An 18,188-nucleotide genomic window follows, 5' to 3' on the forward strand; every position below is an offset into this window, starting at 1 on the left:
GTCGTCGGAGTCGCCGTCGGCGTCACGGATGTTCGGGTCGAGGAACTCCTCACGCACGCTTGGCCCCCAGGGACTTCAGTGCGTCGCGCAGCAGGACGGCGCTCGACGCATCGCTCGGCAGGTCGCGCAGGACGTCGCGGATCTCGTCGCTTCCGTAGCCGAGCCCGGCGAGTGCTTCGCGGACCTCGGCGACGGCGGATCCACCCGATGCCGTCGACGCCGAATCGAGCATCGGCAGCGACAGCCGGTCCCGGAGTTCGACCATCATCCGCTCGGCGGTCTTCTTGCCGATCCCCGACACGAGCGTGAGCGCTGCGACGTCGTTGTTCGCCACGATGTCGACGAGCGCGGTGGGCGGATGGGTGGCCAGCACCGCCATGGCGATCGACGGGCCGACGCCGTTGGTCTTGATCAACGTCTGGAACGTGATCCGCTCGTCCTTGGCACGGAAACCGAACAGCGTCTCGGCCGTTTCGGTGACATGGTGGTGGATGTAGAGGAACGTGTCGGTGCCCGGTTCGAGCTCGGCCAGGGTCCGCTCCGTGACGGTCACGATGTACCCGACCCCGGCGACCTCGATCAGCACGGTGACGTCGAGGTTGCGGTCGAGCACCTCGCCGCGAAGAGACCCGATCATGCTCCGTCCTCGATCCGGCGGATGCGTCCCGACGCGAGGACGCGGTGCGGTGCGCGGCTCACGAGCTGGCCGCCTGGCGGAGCTGGCGGCCGAGCGGCGACATGGCCAGGTGCGTCAACGCGATCGCCGCAGCATCGGCGGCATCGGCCGGCTTGGGCATCGAGGACAGGTTGAGTCGCACCTGGACCATCTTCTGCACCTGCTCCTTGCCGGCGCCACCCCACCCGGCGATCGCATCCTTGACCTGGTTCGGCGTGTACTGGATCACTTCGCATCCGGCGAGAGCAGCCTCGGCGAGGGCCAGGCCGCTGGCCTGTCCGGTGGCCATGGCCGTACGGACGTTGACCTGGAAGAACACCTGCTCGACGGCGACCGTGTCGGGTTCGAACTCGCTGATCAGTGACGTGAACTCGGTGCGCAGCGTGGCGAGACGGTTCGCCAGCGGCTCGGATGGCGAGGTGCGGATGACGCCCATGGACACCGCCCGTGCCGACGTGACGTTCCTGGCGTCGATCACGGCGTACCCGCACCGCGTGAGCCCGGGGTCGATGCCCAGGACCCGATGAACACGGTGGACGCTGCGAGTGCGAGTCGTGACGAACACAGGTTCGACTCTAGCCCTTCAGCTTCTCCAGTTCGGCGATCAACTCCGACACCGGCCGGAACGTGAGGCCGGCGATCGCCCGGTGGGCGTAGCGCACGATTCCGTCGGCGTCGATGATGAACACGCTGCGTCGCGGGAAGCCGATCGGCCCGAGGGTGCCGTAGCGGGCCGCGACCTCCTTGTCCACGTCGGCGAGCAGAGGGAACGAGAACCCGTGCTTGTCCGAGAACGTGTCGTGGCTCGACACGGACTGCGCGGAGATCCCCACGACCTGCGCATCGAGTTCGGTGAACCGGTCGAGCCCGTCGTTGTAGCTGTTCAGCTGACGGGTGCACACGGGCGTGTCGTCGCCCGGATAGAAGACCAGGACGAGCGGCGCGCCCGCGTAGTCGGCGAGCGAATGCGTCGAGCCGTTCGTCCCGGGCAACGTGAAGTCGGGTGCACGGTCACCGACGGACAGGCTCATGCGTCGCTCACCCTGCGATGGCCTGCTCCATCAGCTCGTCGCTGATGTCGAAGTTGGAGAAGACGTCCTGGATGTCGTCGTTGTCCTCGAGCGCTTCCATGATCTTGAGGATCGCCTTGGCGTCCTTCAGTTCCGTGACCGGGACGAGGTTCTCGGCGACCATCGGCGAATCGGCCGAGACGACCTCGATCCCGGCACCCTCGATCTTCTCCTTGACGTTGTACACGTCGGAGGCGTCGGTCATGATCCGCCACGCATCGCCCTCGGCGACGATGTCGTCGGCACCGGCCTCCAGCGCGGCCATCATCACGTCGTCCTCGGTCACACCGTCGGCGGTGATGATCACACCACGTCGCCCGAACTGCCAGCCGACCGCACCCGGCTCGGCCATCGACCCGCCGAGCTTGGTGAACACCTGGCGCACGTCGGCACTGATGCGGTTGCGGTTGTCGGTCAGCACGTCGATGAGGAGCGCCACTCCGCCGGGCGCGTACCCCTCGTACATGAACGTCTCGTAGACGACACCGTCGGCACCTTCACCGCTCCCCCGTTTGATGGCCCTGTCGATCGCGTCGTTGGGCATCGACGCCGACTTCGCCTTCTGCACGGCGGTGCGCAGAGCGGCGTTCATGTCGGGGTCGCTACCACCCTTGGCGGCGACTTCGACCTGGCGGGCGAGCTTGTTGAAGATCTTGCCGCGCTTGGCGTCGGCAGCGCCCTTCTTGTGTTTGATGGTTGCCCATTTGGAATGGCCGGACATGGCGGCTCCGCTCTGGATGTGTGGTGGGGATGCAGATGGGGTGTCGGTCGGTTGCGTCAGCCGAGCGACTCGACGAACAACCGGTGAAGTCGTGCGTCGGGAGTCAGCTCGGGATGAAACGACGCCACCGTACATGCTCCGTGGCGAACCAGAACGGGTGCACCGTCGTGTTCGGCGAGCACGTCGACGTCGGGGCCGACGCGTTCGGCCAGTGGCGCCCGGATGAACACGGCGTGGAACGGTGAGTCGAGGCCCTTCACGTCGAGGTCGACCTCGAAGCTGGCGAGCTGGCGGCCGTAGCCGTTGCGACGAACGGTGAGGTCGAGCGCTCCGAAGCTGCGCTGGTCGGGGCGCCCGTCGAGCACCTCACTCGCACACATGATCATCCCGGCGCACGTGCCGAACACGGGCATGCCCGCCGCGAGGCGGTCGGCGATCGGTGCGAACAGCTCGTTGGTGCGCATCAGGTGCGACATCGTCGTGCTCTCGCCGCCCGGCATGACCAGGGCGTCGACCTCGTCGAGTTGACCTGCGGTGCGCACGGTCGATGCGTCGACGCCGATGTCGGCGAATCGTTGCTGGTGCGCGGCGAACGCACCCTGCAGGGCGAGGACGCCGATCTTCACCGTTCGGTCCCGGTTTCGACCTGCCGGGTCACCAGCCGCGTTCGGCGTACTTGACGGCGACCTCGTCCATGCCGATGCCGGTCATCGGAGCGCCGAGGCCACGACTGACCTTCGCCAGGATGTCGGCGTCCATGAAGTGGGTGGTCGCCTCGACGATCGCCTTCGCACGCGGCGACGGGTCGTCGGACTTGAAGATGCCCGAACCGACGAACACGGCGTCGGCACCGAGTTGCATGGCGAGCGCGGCGTCGGCCGGGGTCGCGAGGCCACCCGCACAGAACAGCGGAACGGGAAGCTTGCCGGTCTCGGCGATCTCCTGGATCAGCGACAGCGGCGCCTGGAGGTCCTTCGCCCATCCGAACAGTTCCGCCTGATCGGCCTGCGTGATGCGCTTGATGTCACCGATGATCGAACGCAGGTGGCGCACGGCCTCGACGACGTTGCCGGTGCCGGCCTCGCCCTTCGAGCGGATCATCGCAGCACCTTCGGAGATGCGCCGCAGGGCCTCGCCGAGGTTGGTCGCACCACAGACGAACGGCACGTCGAAGGCCATCTTGTCGATGTGGTAGGCCTCGTCGGCCGGCGTGAGCACCTCGGACTCGTCGATGAAGTCGACGTCGAGCGCCTGCAGGATCTGCGCCTCGACGAAGTGACCGATCCGGGCCTTGGCCATGACCGGAATGGAGCAGATCTCCTGGATTCCCTGGATCATCTCGGGGTCGGACATGCGCGCCACTCCCCCGTCCTTGCGGATGTCGGCGGGCACGCGCTCGAGCGCCATCACCGCGACCGCGCCGGCGTCCTCGGCGATCCTGGCCTGCTCGGGGTTGACGACGTCCATGATCACGCCGCCCTTCATCATCTCGGCCAAGCCACGCTTGACGGGGAAGGTGCCGGTTTCGCTCATGGTGACGATCGTACTTTCTCGGGTCCCCGATCTGTCCGGTCCTTTGCAGGAGTCAGACAGGTGTCACCGCTGCCCGGGTCGTTCAGACGATCGTGATGGCGGTGGGGAAGGCGTCGGGGACGGAGAGGTCGAGTTGCGGGATGGTCTCGGGATCGACGACTTCGTCGACGCGTGTCGTGAACGCATCGTCCTCGTTCTCGGCCAGCTCGATCCACGTGTTGCCCGGAGTGAGGCCGATCGGTTCGCCGTCGGCATCGACCAGGCGGATCGCACCGACCGCCAGCTCGCGCTCCCAGCGACCGGTCTGCACCTGGCCGTTGCTGAAGACGAACACCGGACCGGAGCCCAGCGTCTGCGCGTCGGGGGCGTTCGCGTCGATCGAGCTCGGCTGGTAGTCGACGACCATCACGATCACGTTGGTGGCGAAGATGTCGCCGTGGACGACGTCGGTGTGGCGGCTCCCGGACTGGAACCGGGCGTAGCCTCCCACCGCTGCATCCCACTCCCACCGCACGCTCTTGCCGTCGAGGGACAGGTCGACCTCGGTCGCCGCGGTGCCGGTGAACTCCTCGTCCGGCAGCACGTAGGTGAACTGCTGAGCGGGAGGCCCGGGATGATCCTCGGGCGTGAGCTCGTACAGCCGGTCGGTCGAGCTGTAGAAGTCGTGGGGCGCTCGCCCGGGCCCTCGGTAGTAGGCGCCCCTGCCCAGCGTGGACGGATTGAGGTCGGTGAGGAACGACTCCCGGATCAGTCGGGTGACGCCGGGGTTTCCACCGCTCCAGGCGAACAACGGCTCGTTCAGCGACGACAGCAGGTTCACGTCCTGCTCACGCCCCGACCGGATCGGGCCGACCGGATCGGAGCCCTCGGACTGGAAGACCGCGGCGAAGCGGGTGTCGCCTTCGACGATCTCCTCGAAGACGATGTCGGCGACCGCGAGACCCGAATGGTTCTGTCGTGCGTTGGCGTCGTTGTTGTCGATCTTGACGATCAGGGCGGGCCGGGTGGACAACTGGTCCTCTGATTCGACGATCTCGCCCGTCAACGGCTGACGGATCGAGTCGTCCCCGGCGACCTGGGTCGTGGTCGTCGTGGACTCCGGCGGTTCGGTCGTGGTGGTCGTCGACGTCGTGGTGCTCGACGTGGTCGTCGTGGCCTCGGTCGACGGTGTGGAGTCCTCGGTGGCCTCGCTCCCACCGCTGCACCCGGCAGCGACGAGCAGGGCAGCGGTGGTCAGGACGGCAATGGACTTGTTCATCGGTCTTCTCACAGTTCTCTCAGGAGTGCAATGCGTTCGTCGAGCGGCGGATGGGTGTCGAACAGCTTGTGGACTCCCTGGAGCCTGCCCGAGTCGCCGACACCGCTCATCGGCTGTTCGATCCACAAGTGTGCCGTGGCGGTGGACGCCGAGTGGGTCACCGTCGTGTCGTCCTGGAGTTTCTCGAGCGCCGAGATCAGACCCGGCGGGTACCTCGTCAGCTGGCAGGCACTCACGTCGGCGAGGGTCTCCCGACTCCTGGAGATCGTTGCCTGCATGGCCTTCGCGAGGAGCGGGGCGACGATCAGCATGGCGAAGCCGACGTACGCGAGCGGGTTGCCCGAGTCCGCCCGGTCACCGCGACGTGACACACGACCGCCGTTCCACCACATCATCCGGATCGCCATGTCGGACAGCAGCGCGACGGCGCCGACCATCGTGACGGCCAGCGTGGAGACGAGGATGTCGTAGTTGCGGATGTGGCTCAGCTCGTGGGCCACCACTCCTTCGAGTTCGACACGGTTCAGCTTGTCGAGCAGACCGGTGGTGACGGCGATCGCCGCATGGTCCGGATTGCGTCCGGTGGCGAAGGCGTTGGGGGCGGGATCGTCGACGACGTACACACCCGGCTTGGGCAACCCCGCAGCGATGCACAGACCCTCCACCAGGTTGTGCAACCGCTGGTACTGCTGCGGATCAGCGGGTTCGGCGCGGCTGACGCGCAGTGCGATGGCATCGGCCTTCCAGTACGACGCGAAGGCGATGGCCCCACTGACGGCCAGTGCGATGATCGTGAAGAGCGGCCCGTTGCCGACGACGAATCCGATGGCCGCACCGACGAGAGCGACGATCACCACGAAGCCGACCACGAGCGCGGCGCTGCGGCGCTTGTTCGAACGAACGAGATCGTGCATCCGGGTCAGAACTCGACGTTCGGGACCGTGCGCGCCGCTTCGTCGGCCTCGAAGTACTGACGCTGTTCGTACCCCAGCATCTTCGCGACGAACAGCGTGGGCACCGACTCGATCTTGTTGTTGTAGCCGAGGACGGCGTCGTTGAAGAACTGGCGCGCATAGGCGACACGGCCCTCGGTGGCCGTGAGTTCCTCCTGCAACGCCAGGTAGTTCTGGTTCGCCTTGAGGTCGGGGTAGGCCTCGCTGAGTGCGAACAGCTTGCCGAGAGCGCCGGAGAGCATGTTGTTCGGCTCGGCTTGCGCCTCGGGCGTGTCGGGAGCGGCGATCGCGGCGTTGCGCGCCTCGATCACCTGCTGCAGGGTCTCCTGCTCGTGGGCGGCGTAGCCCTTGACGGTCTCGACGAGATTGGGGACGAGGTCGAGGCGGCGCTTGAGTTGGACGTCGATCTGCGACCAGGCGTTCTCCACCTGGTTCTTGCTGCGGATCAACCCGTTGTACATCGCGACGCCGGCAAGGATCGCGACGACCGCGATCACGAGCAGGACGATGAGGATCAGGATCATGACGGCCGAGTGTACGCGGTCACCGCGATGCCAGATCGTGATAGATCTCGATGTAGCGGTCGGCGAGGGTCGACATCGCGAATCGCTCGGCTCGCGTGTCGCCCGCCGCGCGCAGACGCTCCGCGAGCGAACGGTCGGTGAGCCCGCGGCGCAACTGGGCGGTCAGCGCGTCCACGTCGCCGGGTGGGCTCAGCAGCGAGTCCACCTCGTGCGTCGCGACGTTGCGGTACCCGTCGAGGCTGCTGGCCACCACGGTGGTCCCCCCCGCCATGGCTTCGATCAGCACCACACCGAACGACTCTCCACCCAGCGACGGTGCGCAGAACACCGACGCGGCGCGCAGGCGGGCGAACTTCTCCTCGTCGCTGATCCGCCCGAGCCAGCGGATTCGATCGTCGTTCGCCGTTCGCTTCGTCAGCGCGGCGGTGTCGGGGCCGTTGCTCGCGATCCACAGCTCTGCGGCGACGTCGAGTCGCTCGAATGCGTCGACGAGGACCGCCAGGCCCTTGCGTTCCTCGTGGCGACCGCAGAAGAAGATCGCCGGAGGATCGTCCGCACCGCGCTCCATGGGTGGGGTCTGGCGGATGCGCTTCACGTCGACGCCGTTGAACAGCACCTCGTACTCGCCGCCCAGATGCGACTGGACGAGCGCGAGGGCGTCCTTGCTGACGACCACCTTGTGGTCGATCCGTTTGATCCACGAGAGCAGCCACGGCTTGATCAACTTGTAGCTCGTCGAGCGTCCGGCCGCGTGGAACGTACCGACCGTCGGGTACCGGTGCGTGACCGCCGCGGTGAGCGTCGGGCCGGGGGCCATCGGCTCGTGGAGGTGCAACACGTCGAAGCGCTCGGCGGCGAGCACCTGGAGCGTGCGGAACATCGCGGGCGGATCCGGAGCGAGCGGCGCGATCGAACCGTTCGCCGACGTGGGCAGCGAGTTGCCGAGCGGAGTCACGAAACTGGCGGGTGGTGGGCCGTCGCACGGACCCAGAACTCGCGCTTCCACGCCTCGTGAGCGCACCTCGCGAGCGAGCCCCAGGACCTGCATCTGGACACCGCCGGGAACGGTGAGGCTGTACGGGCAGAGCATGCCGACACGGAGGGTGGACGGCATCAACGAGCTGCCATGAGGTCGACGCCGAACCGTCGGCGCACGACGTCGACTTCGAGGGGACGCGACAGCAGGAACCCCTGACCCATGTCGCACCCGAACTGTTGCAGTGCGGTGATCTGCGCCGGCCGCTCGATTCCTTCGGCCACGCTGGTGACCCCCATGCTCGTCGTCATCTGCAAGATCATGCGCGCGAGCGAGGACCGATGTTCGTCACCATCGACCTCGTCGACGAACTGTCGGTCGATCTTGACGACGTCGACCGGGAACTTCTGCAGGTACGACAGCGAGCAGTACCCGGTTCCGAAGTCGTCGATCGCGATCCGCACACCGAGTCCACGCAGGGCGTTGAGCGCGGTCGATGCCGACTCGATCTCGTCGACGAGGACCGTCTCGGTCACCTCGAGCAGCACCTGCGCGGGTGCGAGCCCACTGGACTCGAGGGCGTCCGACACCTGGGTGACGAAGTCGTCGCTGCGGAGTTGGACCGCCGAGACGTTGATGCTGACGTAGCGCGGCCCGCGGGCCTGCCAGGTGGCTGCTTCCCGCATCGCCTGGTTGAGCACCCACTTCCCGATGTCCTTGATCAGGCCCGAACGCTCGGCGACGGGGATGAACTCGCCGGGAGACACCTCGCCGCGGGTCGGGTGGAGCCAGCGGATCAACGCCTCGGCGCCGGTCACCTCGCCCGTGCGCAGGTCGACGAGCGGCTGGTACACGAGCCGGAGCTGTCGGTTCTCGAGCGCTGTCGACAGCTCGGAGCGGTAGTCGAGTTGCGTCGTGGCCCCGAGACGCATCGCCGGGTCGAAGATCTTGATCTGGCCCTTGCCTGCCCGCTTCGCCTCGTACATCGCGACGTCGGCGTCACGCAGCAGACTCGACGTGGTCATGCCCGTCGCCGCCACCGCGACCCCGACGCTGGCCAGCACCGCGAGGTCGTATCCGGCGAGGCGCACCGGTTGTCGGAGACTGTCCAGGAGCCGTTCGGCCATGTCGAGTGCGCGATCCACGCCCCCGCGATCCTCGAGGAGGAGCGCGAACTCGTCGCCGCCGAGACGGGCGGACGTGTCGCCGCTGCCGGCGATCGAGGTGATCCGGTCGGCGATCGTGCGAAGCAACTGGTCACCGACGCCGTGGCCGAGGGCGTCGTTGACCGACTTGAAGTCGTCGAGGTCGACGAACAGGACCACGACGGGGTCGGCGTCGGAGCGGGCGACGCGCAGGGCGTGGTCCATCCGGTCGAGGAAGAGCGCACGGTTCGCGAGCCCGGTCAGTTCGTCGTGGAACGCACGATGGCTGAGCTTGCGTTCGAGATCGCGCTGCTCGGTGACGTCGCGGAACGTCGCGACGATGCCGTCGACGGCGTCTCCCCCGACCAGGTTGGCGAACGTCGCCTCCATGCGTCGCCGCTGCCCGTCGACGCGGACGAGACTGGATTCGAAGCGGACGGTCGCCTCGCTGCCGTCGCTGAACACCCGCTCGACCTCCCGCGCTGCGGTGTCGCGGTCCTCCTCGGCGATCAGGTCGACGATCGGCCGACCGATCCAGTCGGCAGCGCGGTGCCCGAGCGTGCCGGTCAGCCCGGGGCTCGCGTACTTGATGTTGCCGGATTCGTCGACGAGCATCACCACGTCGCTCGAGTGTTCGACCATTGCGGCGAGTCGATCCTGACCGCGACGCTCACTGAGCGAGCGCACCGCGTCGAGCAGCCCCCACATCCGAGCGAGAGCGAGGATCACCGACGTGAAGGCAGCGATGGCGACGACGAGGATCGTCGTCCCCGAACCGAGGTCGCTCACCACGAGCGCGAGGAGCACGGTCAACGGGGCGAGTACCGCGACGGTGAGCCCGATGGTCCGTCCCACGCTGAGAGCGGAACTGGGACTGGTCGGGCCGTTCTCCGGCGCCATCGACCGGTCGAGCGCAGCGGACGCGATCACGAGCGGAGCAGCGACGCCCAGACCCCCGATCACACCTCCGGAACCGAACTGGTCACGGATCTCCTGAGTGCCGCGGATGACGTCGGCGATCAACTGCAGCGCGATCCCGAGCATCAGGACGACCGGCGAGAACGACCGGAAGTGACGCGCCGCCGCCGATCGGACCGACGCGGCGAAGGCGAGTCCGCCGATCAACGGGGCAGCGGCCGCCCATGCGGTGGCGGAGCGGTCGAGGTCGCCGTCGGAGAAGTACGGCTCGGCGACGACGAGCCACACACCCACGCCCACGGCGATCGCGATGATCCCGATCTCGTATCCGCCGAACGCATCGTGTTCCGATTCCGACTGTCTGCTCAACTCGACCATGGCGATCAGAGCTGCGACCCAGAAGCCGACGTGGAGTCCGTCGGCCAGGGTCGGGAACGTGACGTTCTCGCGGTTCACGAGGGCGGACCACACCGTGTGTGCTGCGACGAGGAACCCGAATGCGATCGTGAGGAAGATCCACGGCAACCGGCGCTGCGGCCGGTGACTCGCGATGCCGAACAGCACCGCTCCGATGGCGATCACCGGCGAGACGACCCGGATCGGCTCGAGAGCATCTTCTGCAGGCGCGACGACGTAGGCCGCTGTCATCGCTGCGGCGACGATCAAGAGGAGTATCCGGGGCGAGCGTGCGATGGTCATTGCTTCGGCAACACCGATGACGGAGTTGAATATCCGGGGTCCGACGGCCAGTTGGGTTGGAACAGGTGCCACTGCGACGGTGCGCGCCGGATCAGGATCTCCAGTTCGTCTGCCAGTTCCTGGGTGATCCGGTCCACGTCGTCGCGCAGTCGCTTGCTGCGTCGCTCCGGATGCATCGGCGGGCGGACCCAGGCCCAGTGCGCGTCGACGCGATCGGTGAAGTACACCGCGGTCGGGAAGATCGGCGCGCCCGTGCGCAGGGACACCGTCGCCGCTCCCCCGGGCAGCGTGGTCCTCTCGCCGAAGAACTCGACCTCGGGACCGGACTGGCCGATGTCGCGGTCCGAGAGCAGGCACACGATGTGGTTGCTGCGGAGTGCCTTGATCACGGCGGAACCGGCCGACGGCCCGAGGGGCACGACGTGCATCCCCAGCTTGGAACGCAGGTCGACGAACCATTCGAACAGTTCGGGCGGGTCGATGTGCTCCACCACGACCGTGATCTCGTGGCCCTGGTCGGCGATCCACCGCCCCGCCCACTCCCATCCGCCGAGGTGCGGAAGGGCCAGGATCGCTCCGTTGCCGTCCTGGAGCGCTTCGACGATCTGCGGGTATCCGTCGGCGGTGAAGCCCCGGTCGACGGTGCGCTTCGACATCGTCGGCAGTCGGAAGCTCTCGATCCAGTAGCGGGCGTAGAAGTCGAAGGCTCTCTGGCTCGCCCGTCGCAGCCGCAGGCCGCGCAGCGTCGGGTCGACGCGACGGAGGTGGCGCTCGATCATCTCCCGGCGCTCGGGGCTCCAGAAGTTCGCCCCCGCACCGAACGGGACGGCCAGACCGGCAGCCACGATGCCCGGGGTGGCGCGCGCGGCGAGAGCTGCGAGCTTGTATCCGTTGGTCGTGAACGAGTCGGGGAGGTCCGGCATGGGCCTCAGGGACGGCGACGCGGAACGCTCGTACGGCGGCGATCGATGCGTGCGACACGGCGCCCGGCCCGTCGGGAGCGACGCATCTCGATGCGTTCCTGCGTGACCGGGGCGACGGCGGCCTGCTTCCACACCTTCCAGAACCGCTGCACGGCGGTGATCGTGGTGAGTACCAGCATCAGCCACAGGATCGGCACGAGCAGCACGTTGACGACCAGGCCGATCAGGATCGCGATGATCCGCTCGGCGCGCTCCATCAGCCCGCCCTTGGCGTCGATGCCGAGCGATTCGGCCTTGGCCCGCTGGTAGCTGACGAGTGACGACACCCCCGCGATCGCGAAGGGCAGCAGGGGCAGTTCCGCTGCGGCTCCGGGATCGGTGGCGAAGTACCACGCGATCCCGCCGAGCAGGAACATGTCGGTGACGCGGTCGACGGTCGAGTCGAAGAACGCACCGCGCTGGCTGGACAGGCCCGAGGCCTTGGCGAGCGCTCCGTCGAGGAGGTCCGGGAGTGCCGCGAGGACGACCAGCGCGGCGCCGACCCAGAGTCGACCGGCCCCGATGGCCACGCCGGCGCCGATGCCGACGAGGAGGCCGAGGATCGTGAGATGGTCGGGGCTGAGGCCGGTCTTCTTGAGCGCCTGGCCGATCGGTTTGACGGCAGCGTCAACGGGTTTCCTGAAGGTGCCGTCGAACATCGTGAGCAGGCTAGTACGCGCTCAGTGCGACGAGTCGACGACGGGTGTCGCTTCGGGGTTGGCCTCGACCAGTTCCTCGATGATGGAACCGTCCACGGCGTCGACCAGCACGAGACCGCGCTCGACCGGTGGATCCTCGGCCGAGTAGCACAGCACCCTCCACGTCGGCCGACTCCGGAACCCCCGCCAGACCTGTTGAGCCGACGCGTGTCCCACGGCGAAACCCACGGCCTGTTGGGCCTTGACGAGTGCATCCTTCTCGTCGACGTTCATCCGCCAGCCGGACGTGATCGACACGAGGCCCGCCACCACGAGGATCCCCGCTCCGACGAGCCATCCGTCGTTCACCACGGCGGCGCCCGGAGCGGCGTACCTCACGGCGACGCACGCGGCGGCGACGACCAGGTAGATGTAGCCCGGTATCCGTCGACGGCTGTTGTCGGGAAACAGGTACGCCCCGACGAACTCACTGGGCTGCAGGTCGTCCGGCAACTCGTCGCGGATGTCGTCACTCATGGGTTCCACGCTATCCGCACCCTCCGGCCCGGGCGCCCGCACCACGGGTCATGGACCTCAACCGCCGCAACCGCAACCTGAGCGTCCACCCGATGCGGTGAGTCTTCCTCGGCCAGGGACCGACCGAAACTCACCGGTCGGCAGCCCTACCGATGTTCGGTGAGCCTTCCTCGGCCTGGGACCGACCGAAACTCACCGATGCGGCCAGGCTGCGCGGACCCGCGCAGCGCCGACGTCGAGCGCCTCGGGCAGGGTCTGCGTGTTGGCGATCGAGCTCATGAAGTTGGAGTCACCGGTCCAGCGCGGCACCACGTGCGCGTGCAGGTGCGACGGGATCGACCCGCCGGCCGGGCGACCGAGGTTCAGCCCGACGTTCACACCCTGTGGCCTGTACGCGCTGCGGACGGCGGCCACCCCGTCGGTGACGGTCGACCACAGTTCCGTGGTCTCCGCTGCAGTGAGGTCGTCCAGGTCGGGGACCTCGCGGTACGGCACGACGAGCAGGTGCCCACTGCTGTACGGGAACAGGTTCATGATCGCGAACACGTGCTCACCGCGATGCACGACGTGCGTTGCCTCGTCGGGTTCACCGGACGCGAGGAGTCGTGTGAACGGGCTCGCGTCTCCACCCGCCTCGGTGTCCGTGACCGACGACGCGCCGACGTACGCCGCTCTCCATCCGGACCAGATCCGTTCGAGCACGGTCAGGCGCTGAGCGCTGCGGTGGCAGCGTCGTCGACCTCGGCGCGGAACCGTTCGATGAAGGTCGCGAGCGGAACGTCACGCTCCACGTCGGCGCCGCTCGTACCGTCGTCGTTGCGAGCGACCATGTCGTGGCGCAGGTTCACACCGACCGTGTTCGCGGCCACGTCGTCGTCGCCGACGACGAGGACGTACGGGAGCTTCTCCATCTTGGCGGTGCGGATGCGCTTGCCGAGGCCCACATCGGCCTTGACCCAGTCGACACGCACCCCGGCCGACCGCAACTCGGCGACCACCTGCTCGGCGTGCGCTTCATGGGTCTCGGCCACGGGCAGGACCCGGACCTGGAGCGGCGCCAACCAGGTGGGGAAGTCCCCGGCGTAGTGCTCGATGAGCACGCCGAAGAACCGCTCGATCGAGCCGAACAGCGCGCGGTGCAACATGATCGGTCGGTGCCGTTCGTTGTCGGCCCCGACGTATTCCAGCTCGAAACGCTCCGGCAGTTGGAAGTCGGCCTGGATCGTCGACAACTGCCACGACCGCCCGATCGCGTCGCGCACGTCGATGTCGATCTTGGGGCCGTAGAACGCTGCGTCACCGTCCTTCACCTGGTACTCGAGCCCGTGCGACTCGAGCGCAGCCTGCAGCGCGGCCGTCGCCTCCGCCCAGATCTCGTCGGAACCGACGTACTTCTCGGGGTCCTTGGTGGACAGGTTGAACGTGAAGTCCTCGAATCCGAACGCCCGCAGTACGGACAACACGAAGTCGAGCAGGCTTGCGATCTCGTCGGCGAGCTGCTCCTTCGTGCAGTAGATGTGGCTGTCGTCCTGAGTGAAGCCACGGATGCGCAGGAGGCCGTGCAGTGTGCCGGCACGCTCGTAGCGGTAGACGTTGCCCAACTCGAACAACCGCAGCGGGAGTTCGCGATAGCTGCGCTGCCGACTCTTGAAGATCAAGCAGTGCATCGGGCAGTTCATCGGCTTCATGTAGTACGTGCCGTTGTCCATCTCCATCGGCGGGTACATGCCGTCCGCGTACCACTGGAGGTGACCGGAGGTCTCGAACAGCTTTCCGTTGGCGAGGTGCGGGGTGTACACGAACTCGTAGCCACCGGTCTCGTGGCGCAGGCGGCTGTAGTCCTCCATCAGCTTGCGGATGATCGCACCCTTGGGGTGCCACACGGCGAGGCCCCCACCCAGTTCCTGCGGGAAGCTGATCAGGTCGAGTTCGTTGGCGAGTTTGCGGTGGTCGCGCTTGGCCGCCTCCTCCAACTGGGCGAGGTGGTCGGCCAGCGCCTGCTTCGATTCCCACGCCGTGCCGTAGAGCCGCTGCAGCATCTTGGCGCTCTCGTTGCCGCGCCAGTGGGCGCCCGCGACCTTCTGCAACTTGAACCACGGCAGCTTGCCGGTCGAGGGGACGTGCGGGCCGACACACATGTCGACGAACTCGTCGGTGTTGCGATACGCACTGATGACGTCGCCTGCCACCTCACCGGCGTCGAGTGCATCGGCGCCCGCCGACTCCACGCGCTCGATGATCTCGACCTTGTAGGGCTGGTCGGCGAAAAGTTCCTTGGCCTCGGCCATCGAGTGCTCGGTACGCGTGAAGGGCTGATTCGCCTTCACGATCTCCTTCATCCTCTTCTCGATCGTGCCGAGGTCGTCCTCGGTGAAGGTCTGGCCGTCCGGCAGGTCGAAGTCGTAGTAGAAGCCGTTCTCGATGGCCGGCCCGATCGAGAACTTCGCTCCCGGGTAGAGCTGGGTGACCGCCTGGGCCAGCACGTGCGCCGTGGAGTGGCGGATCACGTGGCGACCCGCATCGGTGTCGCTGGTGATGATCGCGACGACGTCGCCCTGCTCGATCTGCGTGGTGAGGTCGGTGTCGGTCCCGTTCACGGTGGCCGCAACGGCGGCCTTCTTCAGGCCGGAGCCGATGGATGCGGCGAGATCGAGCGCCGTCGACCCGGCAGGAAGTTCCCGCTCGGAGCCGTCGGGGAGGGAAACGGTGATCATCGGCCCGATGATACGGGCGTCAGCTTCCGGTGGCCGCGACCAGTTTGCGTTCCAGGCCCTCGACCGGCGACTTCGTGGAGATGTCGGTCACCGTGGCGATGCGGGTCGGTTCGACGGAGGCGACGACGTCGTCGGGCTCCTGGCCGTGGTAGTGGTGAACGTACTGCTGACCCGTCATCTCACGGATCTCGTACATCACCTCGTCCATCATGGACCGCCACGCCATGTGCTCGGCGCCGCGGTTGGCGTAGCGCTCGGGCTTGATGGGTCGACCGATGTGCACCGCACACGCTTTGCGCAGTTTCGGTGCGCGGGCACCGGGCGGCTGGATCTGGTCGGTCCCGACGATGCCGACCGGGTAGATCGGGCACCCGATCTGCATCGCGAGGCGCGCGGCACCGGTGCGACCCTTGTGGAGGTTGCCGTTGCGGCTCCGCGTGCCCTCGGGATAGATCCCGAACAGCTCGCCACGCTCCAGGACACCGCGAGCGGCATCGAGGGCCGCATCGCTCTTCGCCCCGCCCGAACGGTCGATCGGGATCATGCCCATCGCCGGGAAGATGTACTTGGTCTTCCACGAATCCATGTATTCGGCCTTGCCGACGAAGCTGATGTTGCGAGGCAGCGTGAACGTGAGGATCGCCGAATCGAAGAAACTGATGTGGTTCGGGCACAGGATCGCGGGGCCGTCGACGGGAAGCCGGTCGTACCCGGTCATCTCGATGTCCCAGAGCCTCGTCACCGCAGGGTTCAGCACCCGCCGGGTGCGTCGCTGGAGGGCTCCGGCGCCTGGACTCGTGCTCATGGGCCGCACAGTAGATCACACCGGTCACGGTGAAGCAACGCCTCGGTGAACGCTGTGTGAAACGGTCCCACGCCGTACCGCGCGCAAGGATCACACGACCAGAACGGCCGCGGTGGTGTCACACGAGGTCGACGCCGAGGAGGGCGGCGGACTCGAGGACGCCCTCACCGGACGCGGCGGCGGCGTCGATCAGCTCGAACGCCCCCGGCGTGTCGAGGTCGTCGTCGAGGCGGGCACGCACGTCGGTGAGGAGATCGGGGTTGGGTGTCGCCTGCGCGCCCCAGGCGTCGAGGCGGGCCTGGTTGCGCGGCATCAACTCCTCGTCCCACTCCCACTCGGTGCGGTAGTGGTGCTCGACGATGCCGAGACGGATCGCTCGCGCATCCCACTCCTCGCGCAGCTTGTCGACGAACACCAGGTTGCCGAGGCTCTTGGACATCTTCTGACCGTCCATCGAGATCAACGCCGTGTGCATCCAGTGCTTCACGAACTGCTCGCCCGTCGCCGCCTCGGACTGCGCCTTCTCCGACTCGTGATGCGGGAAGATCAGGTCGGCACCGCCTCCGTGGAGATCGATGGTGGTGCCCAGTTCGCGCAGCGCGAGCGCCGAACACTCGATGTGCCAGCCGGGGCGGCCGGGTCCCCACAGCGTGTCCCAGGAGGGTTCGTCGGGCGCCGACGGGTGCCAGAGCACGAAATCGAGCTGGTTGCGCTTGTTCGGGTCGTCGACGTTGCCACCGCGATCCTTGGCGAAGGCGAGCATCTCGGCGTCGGAGTACTGACTCATCGAGCCGAACGAGTCGACCTTGGACACGTCGAAGTACACCGAGCCGCCGGCCTCGTAGGCGAACCCGCGGTCCATGACCATGCCGATGAAACCCCGGATGTCGGGGATCGCGCTGCTCGCCCGCGGCGACGAAGCGACGGGCAGCGCATTGAGAGCGACCATGTCACGCTCGAAGCGGGCCTCCTCCCCTGCCGCCAGGTCGAGGTAGTGCACGCCGAGTTCGCGAGCCTTGGCGAACAACGGGTCGTCGACGTCGGTGACGTTGCGGACGCACTTCACCGTGTGGCCCTTGTCGATCAGGTGACGCTGGAGCGTGTCGTAGGCGATGAAGGTGGCGGCGTGGCCGAGGTGGGTGGCGTCGTACGGCGTGATGCCGCACGTGTACATCAACACCTCGTCGTCGGGCTCGAAGGGGACGATGGCGCGGCGGGCGGTGTCGTAGAGCTGCATCGGTGGTCAGTCAACCATCAGCTCACGTCGATGATTCCATCGGCGTCGATTCGGACTCCGCCGATTCCGAGCTCCATCGGTCCGGGCACCGTGGGCGCGGTCGGTGTCCGCACCATGCGTTCAGCCGGTGTCGATTCCCGTGAGCTTCGGGGCCACACGCGTCGCGTACCGGACGTTCAACTGCAGCAGCACGGCGGTGAACGCCTCGATCGCCATGGCGTTGGAGAGCTGGCCGGCGTCGAGCGGCCGGCTGCCGGGGATCCGGTCGATGATCTCGCTCACGGCCACGACGGCATCGTGGTCGTCGCCACACACCAGCACGTCGGAGTCGATCGGATGGTCGATCCGGCCGAGTTCGGTGGCCGGCAGATGGTGGAACGCCGCGACGACGCGACTCGCCGGGATCGCGGCCTGGACGTGCGCCGCGACGCTGCCACGGGGCGGAACCAGCGGCTGGAACTCCTTGTTCACCCGGACGAGGGCGTTCGCCATGGAGATCACGATCTTGCCGGCGAGACGCTCGCCGTTCTCGCGGGCGACCTGTGCTGCGCCCTCCCACGGGGTCGCGACGACGACGATGTCGGCGTCGGCGGCGCCCGCATTGTCGTTCGCCGTGAGCGAGCCGGACACCGTCGGCCACTCCTCGACGATGGCGTCACGGGCGTCGGCCGCACGCTCGGTCGATCGCGAGCCGATCACCACGTGATGGCCGATGCTCGCGAGGCGCGCCGCGAGGCCGCTCCCTGCTGGGCCGGTGCCGCCGAGGATGCCGATCGTCGCCCCGGTGGCGTTCATGGTGTCCACGTCGACGAGCGTAGACCG

19 protein-coding genes are annotated in these 18,188 nt (G+C 67.5%); all 19 read right to left on the reverse strand.

Going from position 1 to position 18,188, the window contains the following annotated elements:
- Positions 1 to 49 precede the first annotated feature (49 nt).
- On the reverse strand, positions 50 to 637 hold the full coding sequence (gene ruvA / locus ABJK40_RS20450) for a Holliday junction branch migration protein RuvA (protein WP_348482597.1): 588 nt from the start codon (positions 635 to 637) through the stop codon (positions 50 to 52).
- A 58-nt stretch (positions 638 to 695) separates the two neighbouring features.
- Positions 696 to 1,241 carry a crossover junction endodeoxyribonuclease RuvC gene (ruvC, locus tag ABJK40_RS20455; RefSeq protein WP_348482598.1) on the reverse strand — a complete coding sequence of 182 codons (546 nt, stop codon included), beginning with the start codon at positions 1,239 to 1,241 and terminating at the stop codon, positions 696 to 698.
- 10 nt (positions 1,242 to 1,251) lie between these two features.
- Positions 1,252 to 1,707: a peroxiredoxin gene (locus ABJK40_RS20460; protein WP_348482599.1), complete on the reverse strand. Its 456-nt coding sequence runs from the start codon at positions 1,705 to 1,707 to the stop codon at positions 1,252 to 1,254.
- A 7-nt stretch (positions 1,708 to 1,714) separates the two neighbouring features.
- A complete protein-coding gene (locus tag ABJK40_RS20465) occupies positions 1,715 to 2,467 on the reverse strand; it encodes a YebC/PmpR family DNA-binding transcriptional regulator (RefSeq protein WP_348482600.1) in 753 nt (250 codons plus the stop codon).
- A 56-nt stretch (positions 2,468 to 2,523) separates the two neighbouring features.
- Complete coding sequence (gene pdxT / locus ABJK40_RS20470; RefSeq protein WP_348482601.1) at positions 2,524 to 3,093, reverse strand: pyridoxal 5'-phosphate synthase glutaminase subunit PdxT; 570 nt, start codon at positions 3,091 to 3,093, stop codon at positions 2,524 to 2,526.
- A gap of 28 nt (positions 3,094 to 3,121) precedes the next feature.
- On the reverse strand, positions 3,122 to 4,000 hold the full coding sequence (gene pdxS / locus ABJK40_RS20475; RefSeq protein WP_348482602.1) for a pyridoxal 5'-phosphate synthase lyase subunit PdxS: 879 nt from the start codon (positions 3,998 to 4,000) through the stop codon (positions 3,122 to 3,124).
- Positions 4,001 to 4,082: 82 nt separating this feature from the next.
- Positions 4,083 to 5,258, reverse strand: a complete 1,176-nt coding sequence (locus tag ABJK40_RS20480) for a DUF3048 domain-containing protein (RefSeq protein WP_348482603.1) — start codon at positions 5,256 to 5,258, stop codon at positions 4,083 to 4,085.
- A gap of 8 nt (positions 5,259 to 5,266) precedes the next feature.
- Positions 5,267 to 6,172, reverse strand: a complete 906-nt coding sequence (locus ABJK40_RS20485; protein WP_348482604.1) for a M48 family metallopeptidase — start codon at positions 6,170 to 6,172, stop codon at positions 5,267 to 5,269.
- Positions 6,173 to 6,177: 5 nt separating this feature from the next.
- Positions 6,178 to 6,732 (reverse strand): LemA family protein, encoded by a 555-nt coding sequence (locus ABJK40_RS20490; RefSeq protein ID WP_348482671.1) that lies wholly within the window; start codon positions 6,730 to 6,732, stop codon positions 6,178 to 6,180.
- Between the two features lie 22 nt (positions 6,733 to 6,754).
- Positions 6,755 to 7,849, reverse strand: a complete 1,095-nt coding sequence (locus tag ABJK40_RS20495) for a glycosyltransferase family 4 protein (protein ID WP_348482605.1) — start codon at positions 7,847 to 7,849, stop codon at positions 6,755 to 6,757.
- Complete coding sequence (locus tag ABJK40_RS20500) at positions 7,849 to 10,422, reverse strand: EAL domain-containing protein (protein ID WP_348510385.1); 2,574 nt, start codon at positions 10,420 to 10,422, stop codon at positions 7,849 to 7,851. Before ABJK40_RS20500 ends, ABJK40_RS20495 begins: the two co-directional genes overlap by 1 nt.
- Positions 10,423 to 10,469: 47 nt before the next feature.
- On the reverse strand, positions 10,470 to 11,396 hold the full coding sequence (locus ABJK40_RS20505; protein WP_348482607.1) for a phosphatidylinositol mannoside acyltransferase: 927 nt from the start codon (positions 11,394 to 11,396) through the stop codon (positions 10,470 to 10,472).
- A 5-nt stretch (positions 11,397 to 11,401) separates the two neighbouring features.
- The gene (locus tag ABJK40_RS20510; protein WP_348482608.1) at positions 11,402 to 12,094 is read right to left on the reverse strand and encodes a CDP-alcohol phosphatidyltransferase family protein; all 693 of its coding nucleotides are present in this window, start codon (positions 12,092 to 12,094) and stop codon (positions 11,402 to 11,404) included.
- 21 nt (positions 12,095 to 12,115) lie between these two features.
- Positions 12,116 to 12,610: a hypothetical protein gene (locus ABJK40_RS20515; protein WP_348482609.1), complete on the reverse strand. Its 495-nt coding sequence runs from the start codon at positions 12,608 to 12,610 to the stop codon at positions 12,116 to 12,118.
- 192 nt (positions 12,611 to 12,802) lie between these two features.
- Entirely contained in the window at positions 12,803 to 13,312 is a 510-nt protein-coding gene (locus ABJK40_RS20520) for an HIT domain-containing protein (protein ID WP_348482610.1), read from the reverse strand.
- A gap of 2 nt (positions 13,313 to 13,314) precedes the next feature.
- The gene (gene thrS / locus ABJK40_RS20525) at positions 13,315 to 15,324 is read right to left on the reverse strand and encodes a threonine--tRNA ligase (protein WP_348482611.1); all 2,010 of its coding nucleotides are present in this window, start codon (positions 15,322 to 15,324) and stop codon (positions 13,315 to 13,317) included.
- Between the two features lie 19 nt (positions 15,325 to 15,343).
- Positions 15,344 to 16,129: a lysophospholipid acyltransferase family protein gene (locus tag ABJK40_RS20530; RefSeq protein ID WP_348482612.1), complete on the reverse strand. Its 786-nt coding sequence runs from the start codon at positions 16,127 to 16,129 to the stop codon at positions 15,344 to 15,346.
- A gap of 118 nt (positions 16,130 to 16,247) precedes the next feature.
- The gene (locus ABJK40_RS20535) at positions 16,248 to 17,366 is read right to left on the reverse strand and encodes a cysteine--tRNA ligase (protein ID WP_348482613.1); all 1,119 of its coding nucleotides are present in this window, start codon (positions 17,364 to 17,366) and stop codon (positions 16,248 to 16,250) included.
- A 120-nt stretch (positions 17,367 to 17,486) separates the two neighbouring features.
- A complete protein-coding gene (gene npdG, locus ABJK40_RS20540) occupies positions 17,487 to 18,161 on the reverse strand; it encodes an NADPH-dependent F420 reductase (RefSeq protein WP_348482672.1) in 675 nt (224 codons plus the stop codon).
- Between the last annotated feature and the right edge of the window lie 27 nt (positions 18,162 to 18,188).

This window comes from Ilumatobacter sp. (genome assembly GCF_039969435.1).
Lineage (GTDB): Bacteria > Actinomycetota > Acidimicrobiia > Acidimicrobiales > Ilumatobacteraceae > Ilumatobacter_A.

Coding starts and splice junctions, on each gene's coding strand:
- ABJK40_RS20500 (WP_348510385.1), bottom strand. CDS start 10,422: ATGACAGCGGCCTACGTCGTCGCGCCTGCAGAAGATGCTCTCGAGCCG.
- ABJK40_RS20465 (WP_348482600.1), bottom strand. CDS start 2,467: ATGTCCGGCCATTCCAAATGGGCAACCATCAAACACAAGAAGGGCGCT.
- ABJK40_RS20460 (WP_348482599.1), bottom strand. CDS start 1,707: ATGAGCCTGTCCGTCGGTGACCGTGCACCCGACTTCACGTTGCCCGGG.
- thrS (WP_348482611.1), bottom strand. CDS start 15,324: ATGATCACCGTTTCCCTCCCCGACGGCTCCGAGCGGGAACTTCCTGCC.
- npdG (WP_348482672.1), bottom strand. CDS start 18,161: ATGAACGCCACCGGGGCGACGATCGGCATCCTCGGCGGCACCGGCCCA.
- ABJK40_RS20535 (WP_348482613.1), bottom strand. CDS start 17,366: ATGCAGCTCTACGACACCGCCCGCCGCGCCATCGTCCCCTTCGAGCCC.
- ruvA (WP_348482597.1), bottom strand. CDS start 637: ATGATCGGGTCTCTTCGCGGCGAGGTGCTCGACCGCAACCTCGACGTC.
- ABJK40_RS20495 (WP_348482605.1), bottom strand. CDS start 7,849: ATGCCGTCCACCCTCCGTGTCGGCATGCTCTGCCCGTACAGCCTCACC.
- ABJK40_RS20515 (WP_348482609.1), bottom strand. CDS start 12,610: ATGAGTGACGACATCCGCGACGAGTTGCCGGACGACCTGCAGCCCAGT.
- ABJK40_RS20505 (WP_348482607.1), bottom strand. CDS start 11,396: ATGCCGGACCTCCCCGACTCGTTCACGACCAACGGATACAAGCTCGCA.
- ABJK40_RS20485 (WP_348482604.1), bottom strand. CDS start 6,172: ATGCACGATCTCGTTCGTTCGAACAAGCGCCGCAGCGCCGCGCTCGTG.
- ABJK40_RS20510 (WP_348482608.1), bottom strand. CDS start 12,094: ATGTTCGACGGCACCTTCAGGAAACCCGTTGACGCTGCCGTCAAACCG.
- ABJK40_RS20480 (WP_348482603.1), bottom strand. CDS start 5,258: ATGAACAAGTCCATTGCCGTCCTGACCACCGCTGCCCTGCTCGTCGCT.
- ABJK40_RS20530 (WP_348482612.1), bottom strand. CDS start 16,129: ATGAGCACGAGTCCAGGCGCCGGAGCCCTCCAGCGACGCACCCGGCGG.
- pdxS (WP_348482602.1), bottom strand. CDS start 4,000: ATGAGCGAAACCGGCACCTTCCCCGTCAAGCGTGGCTTGGCCGAGATG.